At 45.8% G+C, this 18,677-nt stretch carries 15 protein-coding genes; 1 reads left to right on the top strand and 14 read right to left on the bottom strand.

What is annotated here, in order from left to right; translation table 11 throughout:
- Nucleotides 1-29: 29 nt before the first annotated feature.
- The 4 genes from B9A22_RS00195 to B9A22_RS00180 all read right to left on the bottom strand — a co-directional run bounded on the left by B9A22_RS00195 (nucleotide 30) and on the right by B9A22_RS00180 (nucleotide 4,279).
- Nucleotides 30-236 (bottom strand): DUF1657 domain-containing protein, encoded by a 207-nt coding sequence (locus tag B9A22_RS00195; protein ID WP_084573580.1) that lies wholly within the window; start codon nucleotides 234-236, stop codon nucleotides 30-32.
- An 83-nt stretch (nucleotides 237-319) separates the two neighbouring features.
- On the bottom strand, nucleotides 320-1,477 hold the full coding sequence (locus B9A22_RS00190) for an MFS transporter (RefSeq protein ID WP_245823719.1): 1,158 nt from the start codon (nucleotides 1,475-1,477) through the stop codon (nucleotides 320-322).
- 208 nt (nucleotides 1,478-1,685) lie between these two features.
- Complete coding sequence (acsB, locus tag B9A22_RS00185; RefSeq protein WP_084573578.1) at nucleotides 1,686-3,821, bottom strand: acetyl-CoA decarbonylase/synthase complex subunit alpha/beta; 2,136 nt, start codon at nucleotides 3,819-3,821, stop codon at nucleotides 1,686-1,688.
- A gap of 155 nt (nucleotides 3,822-3,976) precedes the next feature.
- Nucleotides 3,977-4,279, bottom strand: a complete 303-nt coding sequence (locus B9A22_RS00180) for a helix-turn-helix domain-containing protein (protein ID WP_084573577.1) — start codon at nucleotides 4,277-4,279, stop codon at nucleotides 3,977-3,979.
- Between the two features lie 152 nt (nucleotides 4,280-4,431).
- Here B9A22_RS00180 and B9A22_RS00175 point away from each other — a divergent pair, with 152 nt between their 5' ends.
- Nucleotides 4,432-6,123, top strand: a complete 1,692-nt coding sequence (locus B9A22_RS00175) for a methyl-accepting chemotaxis protein (protein WP_084573576.1) — start codon at nucleotides 4,432-4,434, stop codon at nucleotides 6,121-6,123.
- Nucleotides 6,124-6,283: 160 nt separating this feature from the next.
- On the opposite strand, the gene B9A22_RS00170 is transcribed toward B9A22_RS00175, so the two are convergent.
- The 10 genes from B9A22_RS00170 to B9A22_RS00125 form a co-directional block, all read right to left on the bottom strand.
- Complete coding sequence (locus B9A22_RS00170; RefSeq protein ID WP_084573575.1) at nucleotides 6,284-8,008, bottom strand: GTP-binding protein; 1,725 nt, start codon at nucleotides 8,006-8,008, stop codon at nucleotides 6,284-6,286.
- A 36-nt stretch (nucleotides 8,009-8,044) separates the two neighbouring features.
- Nucleotides 8,045-8,845 (bottom strand): sulfate adenylyltransferase subunit CysD, encoded by an 801-nt coding sequence (gene cysD / locus B9A22_RS00165; RefSeq protein ID WP_084573574.1) that lies wholly within the window; start codon nucleotides 8,843-8,845, stop codon nucleotides 8,045-8,047.
- A gap of 14 nt (nucleotides 8,846-8,859) precedes the next feature.
- Entirely contained in the window at nucleotides 8,860-9,174 is a 315-nt protein-coding gene (locus B9A22_RS00160) for a 4Fe-4S dicluster domain-containing protein (RefSeq protein WP_084573573.1), read from the bottom strand.
- On the bottom strand, nucleotides 9,158-10,843 hold the full coding sequence (locus B9A22_RS00155; protein ID WP_084573572.1) for an adenylyl-sulfate reductase subunit alpha: 1,686 nt from the start codon (nucleotides 10,841-10,843) through the stop codon (nucleotides 9,158-9,160). The genes B9A22_RS00160 and B9A22_RS00155 overlap by 17 nt, the downstream gene beginning before the upstream one ends.
- Before the next feature lie 61 nt (nucleotides 10,844-10,904).
- A complete protein-coding gene (locus B9A22_RS00150) occupies nucleotides 10,905-11,978 on the bottom strand; it encodes a sulfate/molybdate ABC transporter ATP-binding protein (RefSeq protein ID WP_084573571.1) in 1,074 nt (357 codons plus the stop codon).
- An 18-nt stretch (nucleotides 11,979-11,996) separates the two neighbouring features.
- Complete coding sequence (cysW, locus tag B9A22_RS00145) at nucleotides 11,997-12,884, bottom strand: sulfate ABC transporter permease subunit CysW (protein WP_084573570.1); 888 nt, start codon at nucleotides 12,882-12,884, stop codon at nucleotides 11,997-11,999.
- A 21-nt stretch (nucleotides 12,885-12,905) separates the two neighbouring features.
- Entirely contained in the window at nucleotides 12,906-13,745 is an 840-nt protein-coding gene (gene cysT / locus B9A22_RS00140) for a sulfate ABC transporter permease subunit CysT (protein ID WP_084573569.1), read from the bottom strand.
- A 17-nt stretch (nucleotides 13,746-13,762) separates the two neighbouring features.
- A complete protein-coding gene (locus B9A22_RS00135; protein ID WP_084573568.1) occupies nucleotides 13,763-14,845 on the bottom strand; it encodes a sulfate ABC transporter substrate-binding protein in 1,083 nt (360 codons plus the stop codon).
- 463 nt (nucleotides 14,846-15,308) lie between these two features.
- Nucleotides 15,309-17,648 (bottom strand): hydratase, encoded by a 2,340-nt coding sequence (locus B9A22_RS00130; protein ID WP_084573567.1) that lies wholly within the window; start codon nucleotides 17,646-17,648, stop codon nucleotides 15,309-15,311.
- An 18-nt stretch (nucleotides 17,649-17,666) separates the two neighbouring features.
- Nucleotides 17,667-18,668: an isocitrate/isopropylmalate dehydrogenase family protein gene (locus tag B9A22_RS00125; protein ID WP_084573566.1), complete on the bottom strand. Its 1,002-nt coding sequence runs from the start codon at nucleotides 18,666-18,668 to the stop codon at nucleotides 17,667-17,669.
- Between the last annotated feature and the right edge of the window lie 9 nt (nucleotides 18,669-18,677).

The raw sequence follows: 18,677 nt of genomic DNA, 5'->3' as shown, positions 1-18,677 counted from the left end.
AGTAGCCATGTTTCTATTTGTATTCGCTTCTACTGTTCTTGCTGGTTCAACGTATTTTGTGCTGTAACCCCTAGGCGGCTGTTCAGTTGGCTGATATGCCGGTCCATGTCTGAAGACATTTGTTGAAACATCGCTTTTGCGGTGTTGTCATCAGTTGCTTCGGCAAAGGAAGCATAGGAGCCTTTAGCAGATTCAGCAGCAGCCAGAGCCTTCTTTAAGTCGCTTTGTACTGTCATAGTGACATCGCCTCCTGTTAGTTTTTTGATGCAACAAATATATTGTGTCTAACTAACAGTTTTATATGTAACTTTATTCTCTGTTATGCCGTTGCCAGCTTTTCGCCAACTTTTGCTTCCTTAATGGGCAGATTAACTAATGCGGCTACGGACGCGAGCAGCATATCGGCATACCACATCCACTGGTAATTTCCATCATGGGCTACTGCAAGTCCGCCAAGCCAAGCGCCTAGGAATCCACCGATTTGATGAGTCAGGAGTGTCAGCCCAAACAGAGTAGCCAAGTACCTCGTACCAAAAAGCTTCCCCACAAGACCGGCAGTCGGAGGCACTGTCGCAAGCCAGGTAAATCCTAGGCTAGCCGCAAATATATAGAAGGTAAGTGGTGTCTTAGGTGCAAGCAGATACATGGCAATCACAATAGCCCTACTGCCGTACATAACGGCAAGTATGTACTTCATCCGGTAACGTGTGCCAAGCGCTCCGGCAGCTAGGCTGCCACCAATATTAAATAGCCCAATAAGGGCTAATGACGCAGCCGATACACTGGCTGAATGACCACATAAGGAAACTTCACCCGGAAGATGGGTGACCAGAAAAGCAACATGGAATCCACAAGTAAAAAAACCTGCATGCAGACATAAATAACTAGGATTGCGCAATGCTTGGCAGACTTGCTGATATAAGCCCACCGATGATGGCTGAGAGGCTGCGGCATTAGAGGATGCTGAGCCGCGACAAAGCACCGAGGCCAGGGGAATTGTCAGCAGTGTTGTTGCCGCCATAGTCAGCATCGCCGCCACCCAGCCAAAGATACTAATGATGGCTTGGAGTAATGGAGCAAAGACAAATTGGCCCAAAGAACCGCCAGCATTAATAAAGCCTCCGGCAAAAGCACGTTTCTCTAAGGGAAGCTGCCCTGATGTCGCACCAATCAGCACAGAAAAACTTCCCGCCCCCGCACCTGCAGCACTTAATATCCCCATGGTTAAGATCAACGCCCATTCGGACTGAACCAAGGGTGTCAGCGCCAACCCTGCGGCCAGAAGCAGAGTGCCAAAAACAAGCACATGATAAGAGCCCTTCTTATCGGCAATAGCCCCGAATATCGGTTGTGCTAAGCCCCACATAAACTGGCCAATTGCCAGCGCAAAACTAATCGAAACAATCCCCAGGCCTGTAGCCGAATCCAGCGGGTTAACAAAAAGCCCTACTGACTGCCTGGCTCCCATCGTAATCATTAATATGGCCGCAGCACTTACCATTAACAGCCACGCAGATTGAGCTTTATTAGCTGTAGTCAGAATGATAGCCTCCTTACACTGTGATTAGGATTTGATTTAAATTCAATAGTCTTTAAAGAAATTCCTTGTTAAAAATAGTAGTTACCTAAAAAATAAACCCACAGCCAAGTCGCTGTGGGTTTACTTCAATATTAAGTATCCATTCTTACATTAACGCTGGCATTGTCAACGCCGGATGCTGTTTTTCTTCCAGGAAAGGCAGGATGGTTTCTTCGGTGATGCCTACTGTCTCATCGGCGATTTTGTTAACAAAATCAGCACCCAGTCCAAGGGCGACAGCACGCTCAATGAGTTCATCTTTCAGGTAATCTTTAAGCTCTTTCGGCATCCAAACAATACGCCCCAGACCGCCATCAGCCGGAATAAACTTAGCACTTACGATATAGCGGCGGCCAATCCCCATAAAGCCAGGTGTTTGTACCCCGCCGCCGCACGTTCCGGCTAGTGACGAAAAGGTCATCCCACAAGGTGTATCGCCAGAGTGTTCGCGAGTGGTAATCATAACACCATTCGTTTGCGGCAAAATAGCCATAATCGCTTCAAAGCAACCACAGGATGTCATAGGCTTATCCATTAAGGTGTACAGGTTAACCTCTTCTAGTGTCCGGTTGGAAGAAGTATGAAGGAAGTCATTAAGATTCTGCCACATACCTTTTTGTTCATCAAGACACTCACCTTTGGCAATTGGCTGATTTGGACCAGTCGGGGTAATTTCATTGGAAGCCTTAGCGTCAAGCCAGCTTACCGCCCCGCACAAACCGACCCGTTCAGGCGATACGATGCATACATGATTAGGCGCGAATGACTGGCATAGGGTGCAAGAGTAGAAGGTGTCAACTGATTCGTCAGTCAGGCCTTTTAATCTGGCATCACGGGCCTGATATTTATCCCGGGCAGCGGCAATTTTTTCTTCAATAGCTTTTGAGTCAGTAATCAGCGTTACTTGTACCCTGTCAACAATAGCTGGATAGTCAGACTTAAACTTGGCGATTAACAACTCGCCAAAATGGCGGATTTTGAAACCAGCCGCTTGTGCTCCCTTGCTAATCCGGAGCCAGCACAAATCACGCTGCGCAACATGCCACAGACCTTCACCATAGTTGATAAAGTAGTGAATGCGGCGTTCCAGCACGCCTTCAAAGTCATCCTGCATCTTACGGCCATAAATATCAACGATAATACCTAGTGGAAACACACTGCCCTCAGGCATTTCATCAATCTCCGGTCCGACAACTTCAATTTTACCATCTTCCACCTGGCCGGCATCACACATGCGCACAAGCTCAAAGCCCGGTGCCCGGCCGCCGCCAAATTCTACCCAGGCCTCTTTCTTACGGATGGTTTCGCCTTCAAAAGCCGGACCGACAGTAATCGGCACAGGAATATCAACAATTTTAAGTTTTATACCGCGAAGCTCCAGGGATAGCTTAACAATTTTGTCATAGTCAGGCTGTGCTTCCAAGAGTCCGGGAATTTGCAATTCTGGCGGCAAAGCTTGATCTGTAACAATGGGGAAGCCCATAAACAAGGCCCCCGCCCCGATAGCAATGGTCACAGGGTCAAGATCACCGAGGACGATAACGAAAGCTGGCACACGACGTTTTTGATAATCAAGCATTTGCTCCCGCGCGCCCTTAGGAACACCACCAAAGGCCAAACCAGCGCGAGCGGCAAAGTTAACAGCATGAATAATCTGGGTAAACTTTCCTAATGGAAAAGTCAGGTAGTCAACACCGACTTTGATGTTTTCTTCAATACATTGCTCAATGATGTCATTAACTAACATCACCAGTATACCTTTAGACTGCAGGTCTTTAATCAGCGCAGCCCCAGCTTTGGCATCCTTGGCTTTACCAGTAACAACAGCAACGCCAGGAATGGTACCGTCAACCAACGGCACACCGAATTTACGCAGAATAGGGTCAGGCAAAAAGCCGGTATATGGGGGTTCATCAGGCTTAACACCGCCAACATAACGCAGCGCCTCGATGATTTCACCGGCATATAATGTCGCTTCACCGGACAACAAAGCGTTACCTAGCTCAGGTTCAGGCCGCAAATTATTTTCCTTAATTCTCTGTAAAACTGGGACAATATCACCTAAAGTCGTTACTTCTTCACCGCTTAAAGCGGTAACCATGGGCAGCTTGTACGCTGTGTCAGGATACTTTACCGATGCTTCAGCACCGTGCTTCTCAATGGCCTCATTAAGGAGTTTCTCTGCTACACTAACAGCAGTTGAAGCGCCCTGGTAAGCCAACTCACAGATTTGTTTCGACATGTGCAAGCCTCCTTCAGGAGTATGTTATTTTTTTTACATACTCTTACTATTCTAGCAGCTTTAGCATAATCCTGCAAAAATTAGGAAAATACTGCGCATTTTATCAGTGAACTACTTTGAGAAGCTTGTACGAAAGCAAATTATTTTTGACAAAGTTATTTTTTCATCTGTTCTAAAAATACCAGCAAGGCTCTTCTCTGTTCAATGCTTAATGTTCGAATAATAATACTCAAATGCTTGAGATCCGGTTCTAATTCGGAGTTGTCTGTTGAAAAAAAATCGATAAGAGTAAAACCTAATGCAGCTATAATACGTTCCAAAGTATCAAAGGCCGGTTGCTGTTGTCCACTTTCAATACGGCTTAAATTTGCCTGCGACACTTCACATCTTTTGGCCAGACTGTTCATACTTACGTTTTGTGATTCCCGAATTTCTTTTATTTTTTGCCCTACATTCATAAATATCGCTCCTCGCTTATACGGATCTGTATATCATAATGTAGCATATTAAATTTCACTAAATATTATCCTAATTAGTATTGACTTTAATACTAATTAGGATAATATTTATATTGTAATTCTTATTTCAACTATAGTAGGAGGCATAAAGAATGAGACAACGTATACCGATTGGCGCCCAATTAGGTGTTCTTATGGGAATTACCCTGCTACTCATGATCATCATCCTGGGTATGACCATCTATCAGTTCAGGGAAACCAGTACTGCTTATCAAACTATGCTGTCCGGCCCTGTACCACGGACTATGGCTCTGCAGAAATCCCAGGATGATTTTCATCAAGGCTTGAGCAATATGCGCGGTTATGTTGCTTACAATGATCCCAAATATGCCGCCGATACCTTAACCTTGCTAAACCAAAGCTACGAAGCAGTAAAGACATTCACTACCGCGGTGACCGCAGTGGAAAGTAAACAAGTGAGCGAAAAGTTGCAGACAGCACTGGTCTCATACATCGAGGACATCAAACAAGCGATCACCTTAAAACAGGCTAATGATCCCGCTTATGCCGCTGTATTATCAGGAACCCGCAAAAAAACCGAATCAGTCGACAAATTGTTTGATGAGGCCATGTCAACTCAGAATTCTGCTCTTCAACAACGCCTTCACCAACTCATTGAGAAACAAACCACTGTATTTACTATAGTCATTGCCTCCAGCGGATTAGGTATCCTTACTATCATAGCCATTCTGATTTGGTATAGCCGTCAGCTGGCTCGCAGGATGAGTGTACTGCGAACTGACCTACTAGAAGTCAGTGAGTTAGACTTATCGCACCAAGATATTCATGCTGCCTGCAACGATGAGATCGGTGACATGGCCGAAGCAATTCTTAAGATGAAGCGATCATTGCGCGAAATTGTCCAGTTGCTCAGAAACAACGCCGAAACCTTGGCCGCTTCTAGTGAAGAGCTATCTTCATCGGCGGAAGAGCAACTTCAGGTCTCAGAAAGTATTGCTAAAAATATTACCAATGTCGCCACTGGGGTTGATCAAAATACTAACAATATCACCGAGATTTCTGCCGTTATCCAGGAGGTTAGTGCCGGCGCCGAAGAAATGAGCGCCAGTGCTTCCCATGTCAATAGCGTAACTCAGGATGCCGTCGGCGACGCCGACCAAGGTATGCAACTCATTAATAAACTTGTGATGCAGAATAATACTATCGAAAAATCAATGTCTGATATTACCAAAGTATCTGAATCTCTCGTGAAAGGGTCAGGTGACATTCAACAAATCGTTACCACAATTCGCAGTATTGCCGGCCAGACCAATCTATTGGCCTTGAACGCTGCCATAGAGGCAGCCAGAGCAGGCGAAGCCGGGCGTGGCTTTGCAGTAGTAGCAGAAGAAGTCCGCAAACTTGCCGAGCAAAGTGCCGCTGCCACCAATCATATTGAAGAAATCATCGGTAAAATGACTACAGACATCCAATTCTCTGTAGATGTAATGACTAAAGCCAATATGGAAGTGCTAGCAGGTAAGACTGCAACTGGCGAAACCCAGCAAGGCTTCCAAGCAATCATTGGCAAACTATCGCAAGTTAAAACCGGCATTGAACAGATCAGTCGGGCAGTGGGCGAGACTGCCCATGGCATGCAATCTGTCGTCAATAATGTCCAAAATATTGGTGCGGTAGCGGAAGAAACCGGTGCAACTGCCCAAACAGTAGCGGCATCGGCAGAAGAACAAAGCGCCAGCCTCCATGAGGTTAGCTCAAGTTCCGAATCGTTGGCTAAACTGGCTACTGCTCTTAATGGAATTACAGCAAAATTCAAACTTTAACGCGAAACATCTAGGAGCTAGTTTAAAATTTGAAAGGCCCGTGAGTGTCACCTATATTCGAGGCGATATTCACGGGCCTTCTCGCTTTCATTGTTGTAGTAATTGTACCAGCAGATTGTGAAGAACTTATGAAGAAACCTAAAAGAAATGATGGATTTTATTAAATCTGATAGTCTGTACCTGCTGCCCCTAATACTGCTACAACCGGGATATTCCGATACTTGGTGAACGCAAGCCATTTATTGGTGAAACTTGACGCCTGCTTGCTATGCCAGTCGTTGATGGCTTCGAGCTCACGAATAAATTCGCCATAGTTTTTGACCTCTAGCCTTAGATAAGCCCCCTTGGAGTCAATAACAGGTACATCATCATAAGTATATTCCCCTAACTTTGCAAAACCTGCCACTTTGGCTTTTCTTACTTTAGCAGCCACTTTAGTCTGGATGTCAATAATATCGAAATCCTCTGGATACTCGTAGGTTTTTCCGGTCACGGAGACTACATCCCCCACGGTAAAGGTATGCGGCCTGGCATCCAGCTTTCTCACAGTACCTTCGGCAAGCACATAAAAATAATCATCAAAGCAATTTACGATCATTTCCAAACCATTGCCAGTCAATTTGCTCACAGCCTGCCACGCTTTCACAAGGCCTGAGACAATCCCGCCGCCGCTTACATCATAACCGTCAACAATAACAAACCGGCCTGTCAGCTGGTTGTTCTTAAATTCATCAAAACAGAGCTGCTTTTTAGTCCTGATAATGACTTCGGCTACGTCATTGGTTTTTACCTGTCCGGCATCTTCTATCGTCTCCAAGGTAGTGGCATCAATGGCTTTGACGATTGAGTGGATTTCACATTCTAATTCTTGAGTAGCCAGTTTGAGCTTATAGTCTGTTCCTTTCACCAAAGGCTTCTTCCCCATCCAGAAGATGTTGGCTTTGAACGTATCAGATACTAGTGGCGCCTGGTCAGGATGAACAATAAATTCTCCCCGTTGGTTAAAAAACTCATCTTCAACCGTTATGCCCACCGACATGCCGGCATAGATACTGTCAGTTTTATCCTTATCGGCCCAGTACTCTATTGTCTTAACCTTTGTCAGCTTATTACTGGGAGATATCAGAACTTCGTCCCCGACATGCAGGGTGCCGGATTCGATCCGTCCGGCAATAATTCTCCGGTTATCAAATTTGTATACGTCTTGAATGGGGAATCGGAGCGGCTTTGATTCTAAACCACGGTCTTTTTCGAACAGGTCGATTGCCTTAAGGATGGGCTCGCCTTTATACCAGGGCATTTTTTCCGAACGTGTAATCATATTCTCGCCAAAAAAGGCTGAAATCGGGATGTATTTTAAGGGAAACACGTGGAGATTATGCAAAAACTCATTCATTTCCTGCTTAATCTCATTAAACTTTGCTTCCGAATAATCGATTAAATCCATCTTATTAATAAGTACATAGGCTTTTTGTATCCCGAGCAATGACAGTATATAGCCATGCCGTTTGGATTGTTCCTGAATCCCCTCATTTGCGTCGATAATTAAGAGCGCGGCCTCAGCGCTGGCAGCTCCGGAAATCATGTTTTTCAGAAATTCCTTATGTCCAGGGGCATCAATAATGACATAATCCCTTTGTTCGGTGCGAAATTGCAGCTGGGTAGTATCAATGGTAATACCTTGCTTCTGCTCTTCTTCAAAAGCGTCTAACAGATACGCATATTCAAAGGGTTTCCCCTTTTCTTTGGCAATTCGTTTTACCCGGTCAATTGCACCTTCTGGCAAAGACTTGGTGTCATACAGCAGCCTGCCAATCACTGTAGATTTCCCATGATCGACATGGCCAACAACAACGATATTTAGTACTTCTCTCTCAACGCCCATGTAAGCGGCCTCCCTATCTCCGATGTATTCTCCGTATTACATATATCCGTCTTTGCGTAGTTTTTGCATAGCATATGAATCCTCTTGATCTTGCGCACGACCAGCTCTTTCACCTTGCTTAGTGTTTTTAAGTTCCTCGATAATTTCCTCAACAGTAGTTGCATTAGAATCAATTTGTCCTGTGCAGGGAGCACAGCCAAGACTGCGGTACCTTTTGCCGTTTTTGGCAAAATAGAGATCAACAAGGGGGATTTTTTCCCTGCCGATATATGACCAGATATCAATCTCATTCCAATGCAAAATCGGATGTACGCGAATGTGATTCCCTTTGGGGAAATCGGTCTTAAATTGGTTCCAAAGTTCAGGCGGTTGATTAGTGTAATCCCACTCTGAGTCTTTATTGCGTTCACTAAAAACCCGTTCTTTGGAGCGTGAGCCCTCTTCATCGCGGCGTATCCCTAATATCAGCCCTTCAAACTCATATTTGGTAACCACCTGCTGCAGTCCGTCAGTTTTCAGGGCTTTGCAGCACACTAGCCGGCCTTTTTCCGGCCCCATCCCTGCCTGCAAAGCCTCTTCATTGGTGTGTACAATCAGATCCAGATTGTATTCTTTGGCTACGTTGTCTCTAAAGGCAATCATCTCAGGGATTTTGTTGGTCGTATCCACATGAATAAACGGGAACGGGCAGTGCCCGAAAAAGGCTTTTTTGGCCAGCCATAATAAAACAGTTGAATCTTTACCTATTGACCACAGCATACCTAGCTTACCAAACTTCTTATATGCCTCTCTCAAGATAAATATACTTTGCGCTTCCAAACGATCCAAATGATCCATCGTTAAAATCCTCCTTAGTATGCATTGGCTTGCTTCGTATCGATAGTAATTGTTTTCTCGCTGCCATTCGGCGCTGTGACAACCCAGTGCATGAGCTGCCCCTCCTGCCGGGTATACAGTGTGCTGCCCCGCCCGCCCATATCGGCACCGAGGTAATATTGAATTGCGTTGTAATTACATTCCTTCAGACAGGAGGTACATCCCCAACAGTCCTTCGGCTCGCTAATATCTGTTTGACCAGAATCTGTCGCCAGGAGCAGACTCCCGGGACATACCTCCCGGCACTTGCCACACCCAATACACTTATGGCTATCAATCCTGATGCTCATAGATTTCATCCCTCTTTACTAAGTCTCGGAGTACAATCTTGACTTCACCGTTTACTAGTCTGGAGTTAACGTATTTTAGCCAGTCGCTATCATTTTTTTCCGGATAATCGGTGTTTTCCTGAAATGAGTGCCAGCGGGTCTCCTGTCTGGCCTCCAGATGACAGATAAGGACCTTACAAACATATAGCCGATCGATGACTTCCTGGTTATGCATTAACTGGCGCATGTCTTTTGCTCTTATGTGCTTGCTCATTTCCAGCAACTCTTCAATGCATTGTTTTGCTACCTGGAGCTTTTGATAATTATAGGCATACCCTGATGAAATTCCTCCGGCATAGTCATCCATAACTTTTTGCATGGCCTCTTCGATAGTTTCTGCAGTATACAGTACCGGATCTCCCTGCAACATTTGTTGTACTCTTGCCGTTTGCTTGTGTATCTCACTTGGTTCAGGCCAGGAATTGCTTTTATCCTGACTATAGTCCACGGCCGAAAAGGCGGCAATTTCTCCTTCGGCAAAACACCCTGTCACAAATTTTTGCGGGCTGCCGCCGGCCACATCACCTGCTGCATAAAGTCCGTCAATGGTTGCCGCCCGTTTCGTGTCTACCCAATAACCGCTAGCAGTATGTCCGCCGACAATGTACGGCTCGGTGCCCTCAATCTCTACATTTTCTGTCGCCGGACCCTTGCGCTCAAACCAGCGCAACGTCTGAGCCGGCGCCATATTGAGATAGGCTTTGTATAACTCGGCCTCTTGCTCTGTGCTAATCCCTGCAGTTTTTAAATAACAAGGCCCCCGGCCGTGTTTGTTTTCCATGACAGTAGAATACAGGCGGTTAGCTGTGCTCATACTACCGTATTTCTGCTCATATTCTTCACCCTGACTGTTTACCTGCTGCGCACCAACGCCCTGGGCAATGGTGCCGGTCGGAGCGATGGTGTCCTTACATCGCAGGGCAATAAACCGCATTTCAAATGTGGTCATTTCCGCGCCAGCCCTAATTCCCATGGCATAACCTGCCCCGGTATTAAACGGGCTGTACCACATTTTATGCCGGGAAAAACCAGGGTTATTGGGTCGGTAGAGACCAGCCGCTCCACCGGTAGCACAGATCACAGCTTTGGCTGAGATAGCATAAAAGATAGGAGAGTTGATGGAAAAACCGTACGCTCCTACTACTTTGCCATCCTTGATCATGTAATCAGTAATATTGATTTGATTGAGTACTATAATGCTAGGGCTGTTCAGCACGGCCTCAGCCAGCAGCGGTTTTATATTCTCACCATTGATTTTGATATTTCTGGTTCCCCGGGCAGCATACTCGCCATTCTCATCTTTTTGGATGACCAGCCCCAGGCTCTCCATTTTACGGGTGACTTGATTAAGCCGCTCTGCCGCCGTATAAACAAGATCCTCCCTAACCACACCGGCAGCATCATTTTTAACATAATTAAGGTAGGTGTCTGGTGTCTGACCTTTGACAATATAAGCGTTGAGGGCATTCACACCTGCTGCCAGACAGCCGCTGCGTTTGATATTAGCCTTTTCAGCAATAATGACCTTCGCCGCAGAATTCTCCGCAATGGTTATGGCGGCAAAACAGCCTGCTGTCCCACCGCCAATGATGAGAATATCTGTCTCCAAGCGTTTTTCCTCTAAATGCATTTCTTCACACTACTTTCCCCCTGCGACAAAAATTAATGTCAAAAGAACCGTCCCCTTGACATTAGATAACATAATCTTCGGGAATGAATATTTGCAGGTCTTTAGGTTTGACATATACTTTTTCACCGGATTTTAACTCAAGCTCCCGAAACCGCGCTTTACTTAATTCTACTTCGACTAACTCGCCGGTATCTTCCCTCTTTAGCTCAAGCTGGACAGTTGGCCCTACGGCCCGGATATACAGGATACGTGCCGGAATAAATTCCTGCCCCTTGCCTTCCCGTTCTACCTCGATATTGTAAGGACGCACAAAGCTTACGGCCTGTGTATCCAGTGTATCAACATGATCAGGTGCTTCTAATTCAATCGAGCCAAGGCTGATCCGGCCTTTATGAATACGCCCGCGGAACAGGTTTACATTTCCTAAAAAGTCGTATACAAACGGACTATTCGGATGTTCATACACTTCTTCCGGTGTTCCCATTTGTTCAATGCGGCCATTGCTAAGGATTACGATGCGGTCTGCAACATCTAGCGCCTCTTCCTGGTCATGGGTAACAAACACACTGGTAACGTGAAGTTCATCATGCAATTGCCTGAGCCAACGCCGTAATTCTTTACGGACTTTGGCATCCAACGCACCAAACGGTTCATCCAAGAGCAGCACCTGTGGTTCAACAGCAAGCGCTCTGGCTAACGCCACCCGCTGCCGCTGCCCTCCTGACAACTGGGTTGGATAGCGGTTAGCCAGGCCTTCAAGCTTAACCAGGCTCAATAATTTATGGACTTTTTCCTGAATCTCGCTTTTTGAAGGACGTACTTTGCTTGGACGGACGTTTAAGCCAAAGGCGACATTGTCAAAAACAGTCATATGACGAAATAATGCATAATGCTGAAAGACAAACCCTACTTGCCTTTGCTGAACATTTCTTTGAGAAGTGTCTTCCCCATTGAAGAGTATTGAACCCTGATCAGCTAACTCTAAACCGGCGATGATTCTGAGCAGCGTTGTCTTGCCTGAACCAGACGGCCCTAAAAGGGCCACAAGTTCTCCTGTCGGAATTGTTAGATTGACATCTTTCAAGGCTGTAAACGAACCAAACTGCTTATTTATATTGACAATCTCGATACTCATGATTTAACCCCCTGTACGCTACTCAACTTCTAACTCCTGGCTTTGCTGCTGCACTTTCCATTCGGCAATATTCTTTACAACTAGGGTTATGATGGCCATCAGCGTCATCAGGGAGGCCACGGCAAACGCCGCAACAAACTGGTATTCATTATATAAAATCTCAACATGCAACGGCAGGGTATTAGTAAGGCCGCGAATATGTCCCGAAACGACCGATACGGCACCAAACTCACCGACTGCCCTGGCACTTGTAAGAATAACGCCATAAATCAAGCCCCACTTGATATTGGGTAATGTAACATGCCAAAAAGTTTTCCAACCGCTCGCCCCCAAGGTTAGCGCCGCCTCTTCCTCGGCTGTTCCCTGAGCCTGCATCAGTGGAATTAGTTCACGGGCAATAAATGGAAAAGTAACAAAAACTGTGGCCAAAACAATCCCTGGCACCGCAAAAATAATCTTGATTTCATGGGCAGCCAGCCACGGACCGAATACACCGGGTTTAGCAAACAAAAATACAAAAATCAGGCCGGCGATAACCGGCGAAACGGCAAACGGCAGGTCAATCAATGTAATTAGAAAGTTTCTTCCCCTAAACTCAAACTTAGCTATTGCCCAGGCTGCCGCCAGCCCAAACAGCGTATTAAGCGGTACAGCAATGACTACTGTCAGCAGAGTAAGCTTGATAGCAGCCAAAGCATCTGGTTCTGTTATCGCTTTAAGATAAAGTGCCAATCCTTGTTCAAATGCCTTCATGAATACGGCGACAACAGGGACAATCAACATTAAACCTAGGAACCCAAGGGCAATTGCAATAAGCAGCCAGCGAACCAACGGCAGTTCGGTTGTTGAGCCCAGGGTTTGCCGTGTAGTTGTTGTCCCTTGCCGTAGTCCTATATTACCGGCCATTAGTATCGCCTCCTTTCAAAATTAGCCATGCCGTCTCCCCTGCCACCACTGCAGAATATTAATTAAGAACAGCAGGATGAATGAAACAAACAGCATAACCGCGGCAATGGCGCTGGCACCGCTGTAGTCATATTGCTCAAGCTTGGTCATGATCAGCAGTGGTGTAATCTCGGTTTGCATCGGCATGTTGCCTGAGATAAACACAACCGACCCATACTCCCCCAGAGCCCGGGCAAAAGCCAAGGCAAAACCGGTTAAGAGGGCTGGGAATATTTCCGGAAAGATAACCTTTGTAAAGGTTTGCAAGCGGCCAGCGCCCAGGCTGGCCGCCGCTTCTTCTACTTCTTTGTCTAATGTTTGCAGGACTGGTTGAACCATCCGTACCACAAACGGCAATCCGATAAACGTAAGAGCAATGACAACCCCCAGGGGCGAATAAGCGCCTTTGATGCCAAGTAACACCAAATGCTTGCCAATCCAGCCATTGGGAGCATACAGCGTAGTTAATGTTATACCTGCAACAGCGGTTGGGAGGGCAAAGGGCAGATCGACAAGCCCATCAATAATTCGTTTGCCGGGAAACGAGTAGCGTACCAGTACCCAAGCTACCAGTAACCCAAATACAGCGTTAATGGCGGCGGCAATGAGCGATGCCCCAAAACTGAGTTTATAGGAAGCCACCAGTCGCGGAGCTGTGATTATGTCCCAAAATTGCGCCCACCCTAGCCCAGCTGCTTTAAGAATAATGGTAGATAGCGGAATCAATACTAGGAGCCCAATGTATAACATGGTAAAGCCCATAGTGAGTCCAAAGCCCGGCAGTATACTATGCTTAGTTATTGTAAGGGATTTAAGACTCATGATTATTCCCCACTTCGTTATTGTTTGGCTTTTGGTGCATAGATTTGATCAAAGATACCGCCATCTTTAAAGTGTTTGTTATGAGCCTCCGTCCAGCCACCAAGTTCAGCAATTGTAAATAGGTTTAGCTTAGGAAATTGGTTAGCATATTTGGCAGCAACCGCCTCAGCACGCGGCCGGTAGTAGTGCTTGGCAGCAAGCTCCTGGCCCTGGTCGGTATAGAGATATTGGAGATACGCCTCAGCTACCTGCCGGGTTCCCTTTTTATCGACTACTTTATCAACCACAGTGACAGGTGGCTCAGCCAGGATACTTAATGACGGTGCTACAATCTCAAATTTGTCTTTGCCCAATTCTTTTTCTGCTAATAGGGCTTCGTTTTCCCATGCCAGTAGTACATCACCAATACCACGTTCAACAAAAGTAGTTGTTGAGCCCCTGGCTCCAGTATCAAGTACCGGCACATTTTGATATAGCTTGGCGATGAAATCTTTGGCCTGGCTTTCATCGTTATTATTGTTTTTCAACGCGTAGCCCCAGGCTGCTAGATGATTCCAGCGGGCACCACCCGAGGTTTTCGGGTTAGGGGTAATGACTGCTACACCTGGTTTAACTAAATCATCCCAGTCTTTAATATTTTTGGGATTGCCCTTACGTACCAGAAAAACAATGGTTGAAGTATAGGGAGTAGAGTTCTGCGCCAAACGCTTTTGCCAATCGGCAGAAATGAGCCCAGCCTTCTGCAGTTCATCGATGTCTTGTGCTAAAGCTAATGTCACGACATCGGCTTCAATACCTTCACGCACCGCTCGCGCCTGAGCACCCGAACCACCATGAGACTGCTGAATGGTAACACTTTGGCCTGTTTTATTTTTCCATTGAGTGGCAAAAGATTCATTAAATTCCTTGTACAGTTCGCGGGTCGGGTCATAGGAAACGTTGAGCAGCTTAACTGGTTCAGCAGCTGGTTTACCAGCTTTATCGGCTGTCGCCTCTTGTTTAGCGCAGCCTGCAAGGCTGGTTATTATGAGCGATAACGCAATAATAAGAAGATAGATTTTTACAGATTTTGACCTTGGTTTTGCACTTAGTTGAAACATGCCAATCTCCCCTTATAAATTATTATTATTTCAGCCCGGTGTCACTCGAGCAATACATCCTACTTGTTCACTAACCGCTTTCCCTCTTATAACTCAACTATCTTTGTATATTGAACAAAACTTTTCACCAATAACCTGACTTCACGTGTAATAAAATTCCATACCTTCTTCACTGACATTTCCCTCCCGTACATGCTGTCTACCCATTGAAAAAAAAGAAAAGGCCAAGTTAACCCTCAGGGGTTAACTTAGCCTTCAGTTCTCTGATCAGCTATTTCATTATAATGATGTTGTGAGTAGTTTATCATCCAGATAGTCGTCTGTCAAGTCAATAAATGACCTGAATCTCTGTAAGAAAAGACTTGGCTTGTGCCAAGTCCTTCAGGACGCCGGCAGAAGCCTTAGTCGTTCTTATGTCAACAGAATTGCGTTATAAATTCTGGTAGACCAAAGAAATTGCCCTTTAGTTGGCATAATAATTCATTAGACAACCAGCTAAAATAATATCTCTTTCCTCTTGGGAAATATCCTCTAATTTTAATTCAAGCATTGTTGTACCCTTCGCCCCGACAACAACGGCTTGAACCTTTTCCTCACCATTTATTATCGCTTGACGTATTCCCGGTATATATAGATAATCATCAACACGAAGTTTATCTTGATCTCCGGTAGAAATAGTAAAAGGAATCATTCCCCAGTTAATCAGATTGCTGCGATAACGCTTTGCGGCGTATTCGATTGCAATATTAGCATCTCCCCCTAATACTCTCTGACATGAAGCGGCCTGCTCCCGCGCCGAGCCGTCACCAGGCTTGATTGCAAAAATTACGCTGCCTATCCCGGTATCTCTAATTATCTGTTGCAATTGGTTAACATCTTGTTTTTCATCTTTAAGAACCGGTCGAAAAAACTCTTCCACTTCTTGGATAACTACACCATTGGATAGTGTTTGACGTTTAAGTTCAAGTGCCTGAACCGCCTTAGCCCGATTAACATACCCGGGGTCTTTTCTGGAAAGGGTAAACTCTGCAAGCTTCAGAGGATTGGAACGGTATGATGAAGCTTCACCCGAAGGGATTAGTTCATCAGTCGTAGTAACGGGGTCATGGATAACTGACGCAACCTTAAGGAGCAGATTTTGGGGAAGTGCCCGAATTTTTGGCCACGCTACAATGTTGGGACCAAAGGTTAGTTCCTCCTTGGGTTGAGCCTTGCCAAACCCTTGATAAACCCGATTATCATAGATTTGCTTATTAAATTGATACGAAGGAATCTCCGCCGGAAAATCTATTTCAGTTGCCGGAGTTAGTATGCCTCCATTCAAGGCAGTAGCAGCTATTGAACGGGCATCCATTAAGGCTACTGACGCAATCTGTCCGTCACCCGGCCGGGATCCTTCCCGGTTGGGGAAATTACGTGTAGTATGGCGAATGCTAAGACCGTTATTAGCCGGCACATCACCTGCCCCGAAGCACGGCCCGCAAAAAGCAGACCTTAAAACAGCACCGGCAATCATTAGTTTTTCAATAGCGCGATTATTAATTAATTCAACATTTACAGGCTGACTCGCAGGATAAATACTTAACGCAAACTGATCTGTGCCAGTCGATTTCCCCTCTAAAATTTGCGCCATGGCTGCGATATTCTCAAAAGTGCCACCCGCACAGCCCGCAACGATTCCCTGATCTACCTTTACTCGCCCATTAACCACCTTATTGCTGAGACGTAACTCTACATTAGGGTTTTCCAGCTGTTTCTTTCCTATCATTTCAATTTCACGAAGAATTTCAACAGCGTGTTGATTAAGTTCAGAGATAGACCACACATTGCTGGGATGAAACGGCAGCGCAATCATAGGCACAATCCGGCCTAAATCCACTTTTATCAGCCCATCATAATAGCTTACTTCTCCTGGTTCCAATTTACGATAAGCATCCGGTCGGCCGTGAATCCTGTAAAATTCCAAAACTTTTTCATCGGTACACCAAATTGAGGAAAGACATGTTGTCTCGGTTGTCATAACATCTATTCCGTTTCTGAAATCAACAGAAAGGTTGCCAACACCTGGCCCAACAAACTCTAATACTTTGTTTTTTACAAACCCGTCTTTAAAAACAGCACCGATTATCGCCAAGGCCACGTCTTGTGGTCCAACTCCGGGTATGGGGTGACCATCTAAGTAAACCGCCACAACTTCAGGATAATCCATATCATATGTCTTATTGAGCAGTTGTTTTGCAAGTTCAGGGCCGCCTTCGCCAATTGCCATCGTGCCTAAAGCGCCATAACGGGTATGGCTGTCTGACCCAAGAATCATCTTGCCACAACCAGACATCATTTCCCTCATATACTGGTGAATGACCGCCTGATGAGCAGGAACAAAAATTCCTCCATATTTACGAGCCGCTGAAACACCATAAACATGATCATCCTCGTTAATAGTTCCACCTACCGCACATAGGCTGTTATGGCAATTGGTAAGAACATAGGGAACGGGAAACTCTTTCAGGCCACTGGCAGCAGCTGTCTGGATGATACCGACATATGTAATATCATGGGAGGCTAAGGAATCAAAACGCAGCTTAAGTTTACGCCAATCCCCCGACAAATTATGAGCAGTCATAATTTGATATGCCATGGTATTGGCACGCGCAGTTTCCTGGGAAATACTGCAATCCGATAAAGGGCCAAGATCTGCACTCAGCAGACGATTATTGATTTCATACTCACTCAGTTGATCTGCAGCCTCCACAATCATCCGGCTCTTAAAAAGAAATACCCCTTTTCTTACTAATTCAACCATGATAGTACCTCGCCTTCATTATTTCAAGTTTGCGATAATGGCTGCCGCCATGTCTGAAGTGGTCGCTTTTCCGCCTAAATCAGGAGTCTGGACTTCACCATCAGCCAGCACCTTTTCCAGAGCCGCCCTGATTCGACTCGCTACCACCTTTTCACCCAAATAATCCAGCATCATCCCCCCAGATAATAACATCGCGGCGGGATTAGCAATATTCTTACCGGCGATATCGGGCGCCGTACCATGTACAGCTTCGAAAATAGCGCATTCTGTTCCGATATTGGCACCAGGAACAACTCCCAGCCCCCCTACCAATCCAGCGCACAAATCGGAGATAATATCGCCATACAGATTGGGGGCAAGTAACACATCGTATTTCTGGGGTTGAACCACAAGCTGCATACAAAGGTTGTCGATGATGACTTCATCATAATGTATATCCGGAAACTTCTTTGCCACTTCCCGTGTGCAGTTCAAAAATAAGCCGTCGGTTAACTTCATAATATTAGCCTTGTGAACAGCAGTCACTTTCTTACGACCGTGAGCGGAGGCATATTCAAAAGCAGCCTGAGCAATACGCCGGGAAGCGTCCTCAGTAATTATCTTGAGGCCAACAGCGGCATGGCTTCCCATCCGGTGTTCAGCACCGCTGTATAAATCTTCCGTGTTTTCCCGAAAGACCACGAGATCTACCCCTTCCGGGTAGCGCGTCTTAATGCCTGGCAAAGACTTTACCGGCCGCAAATTGCAATATAGATCGAACGTCTTCCTAAGCGAAACATTGATACTGCGATATCCCTCCCCCACCTGAGTAGTGAGTGGACCTTTCAACGCTACCTTGTTGTGACGAATACTAGCTAGTGTTTGTTCAGGTAACGGGTCACTATATTGGGTGATTCCCGCCTGACCGGCATAGCATATTTCCCAAGTCACTGGTGCTCCGGCGGCAGCAAAAACATTCTGCATGGCCTCCGATATTTCTGGCCCAATACCATCACCGGGGATTAACGTTACTTTATACATACTGCTTCC

The organism is Sporomusa malonica (assembly GCF_900176355.1).
Lineage (GTDB): Bacteria > Bacillota > Negativicutes > Sporomusales > Sporomusaceae > Sporomusa > Sporomusa malonica.
Note: the sequence above shows the minus strand (reverse complement) of the source record. Positions and strands in the feature narration are given on the sequence as shown.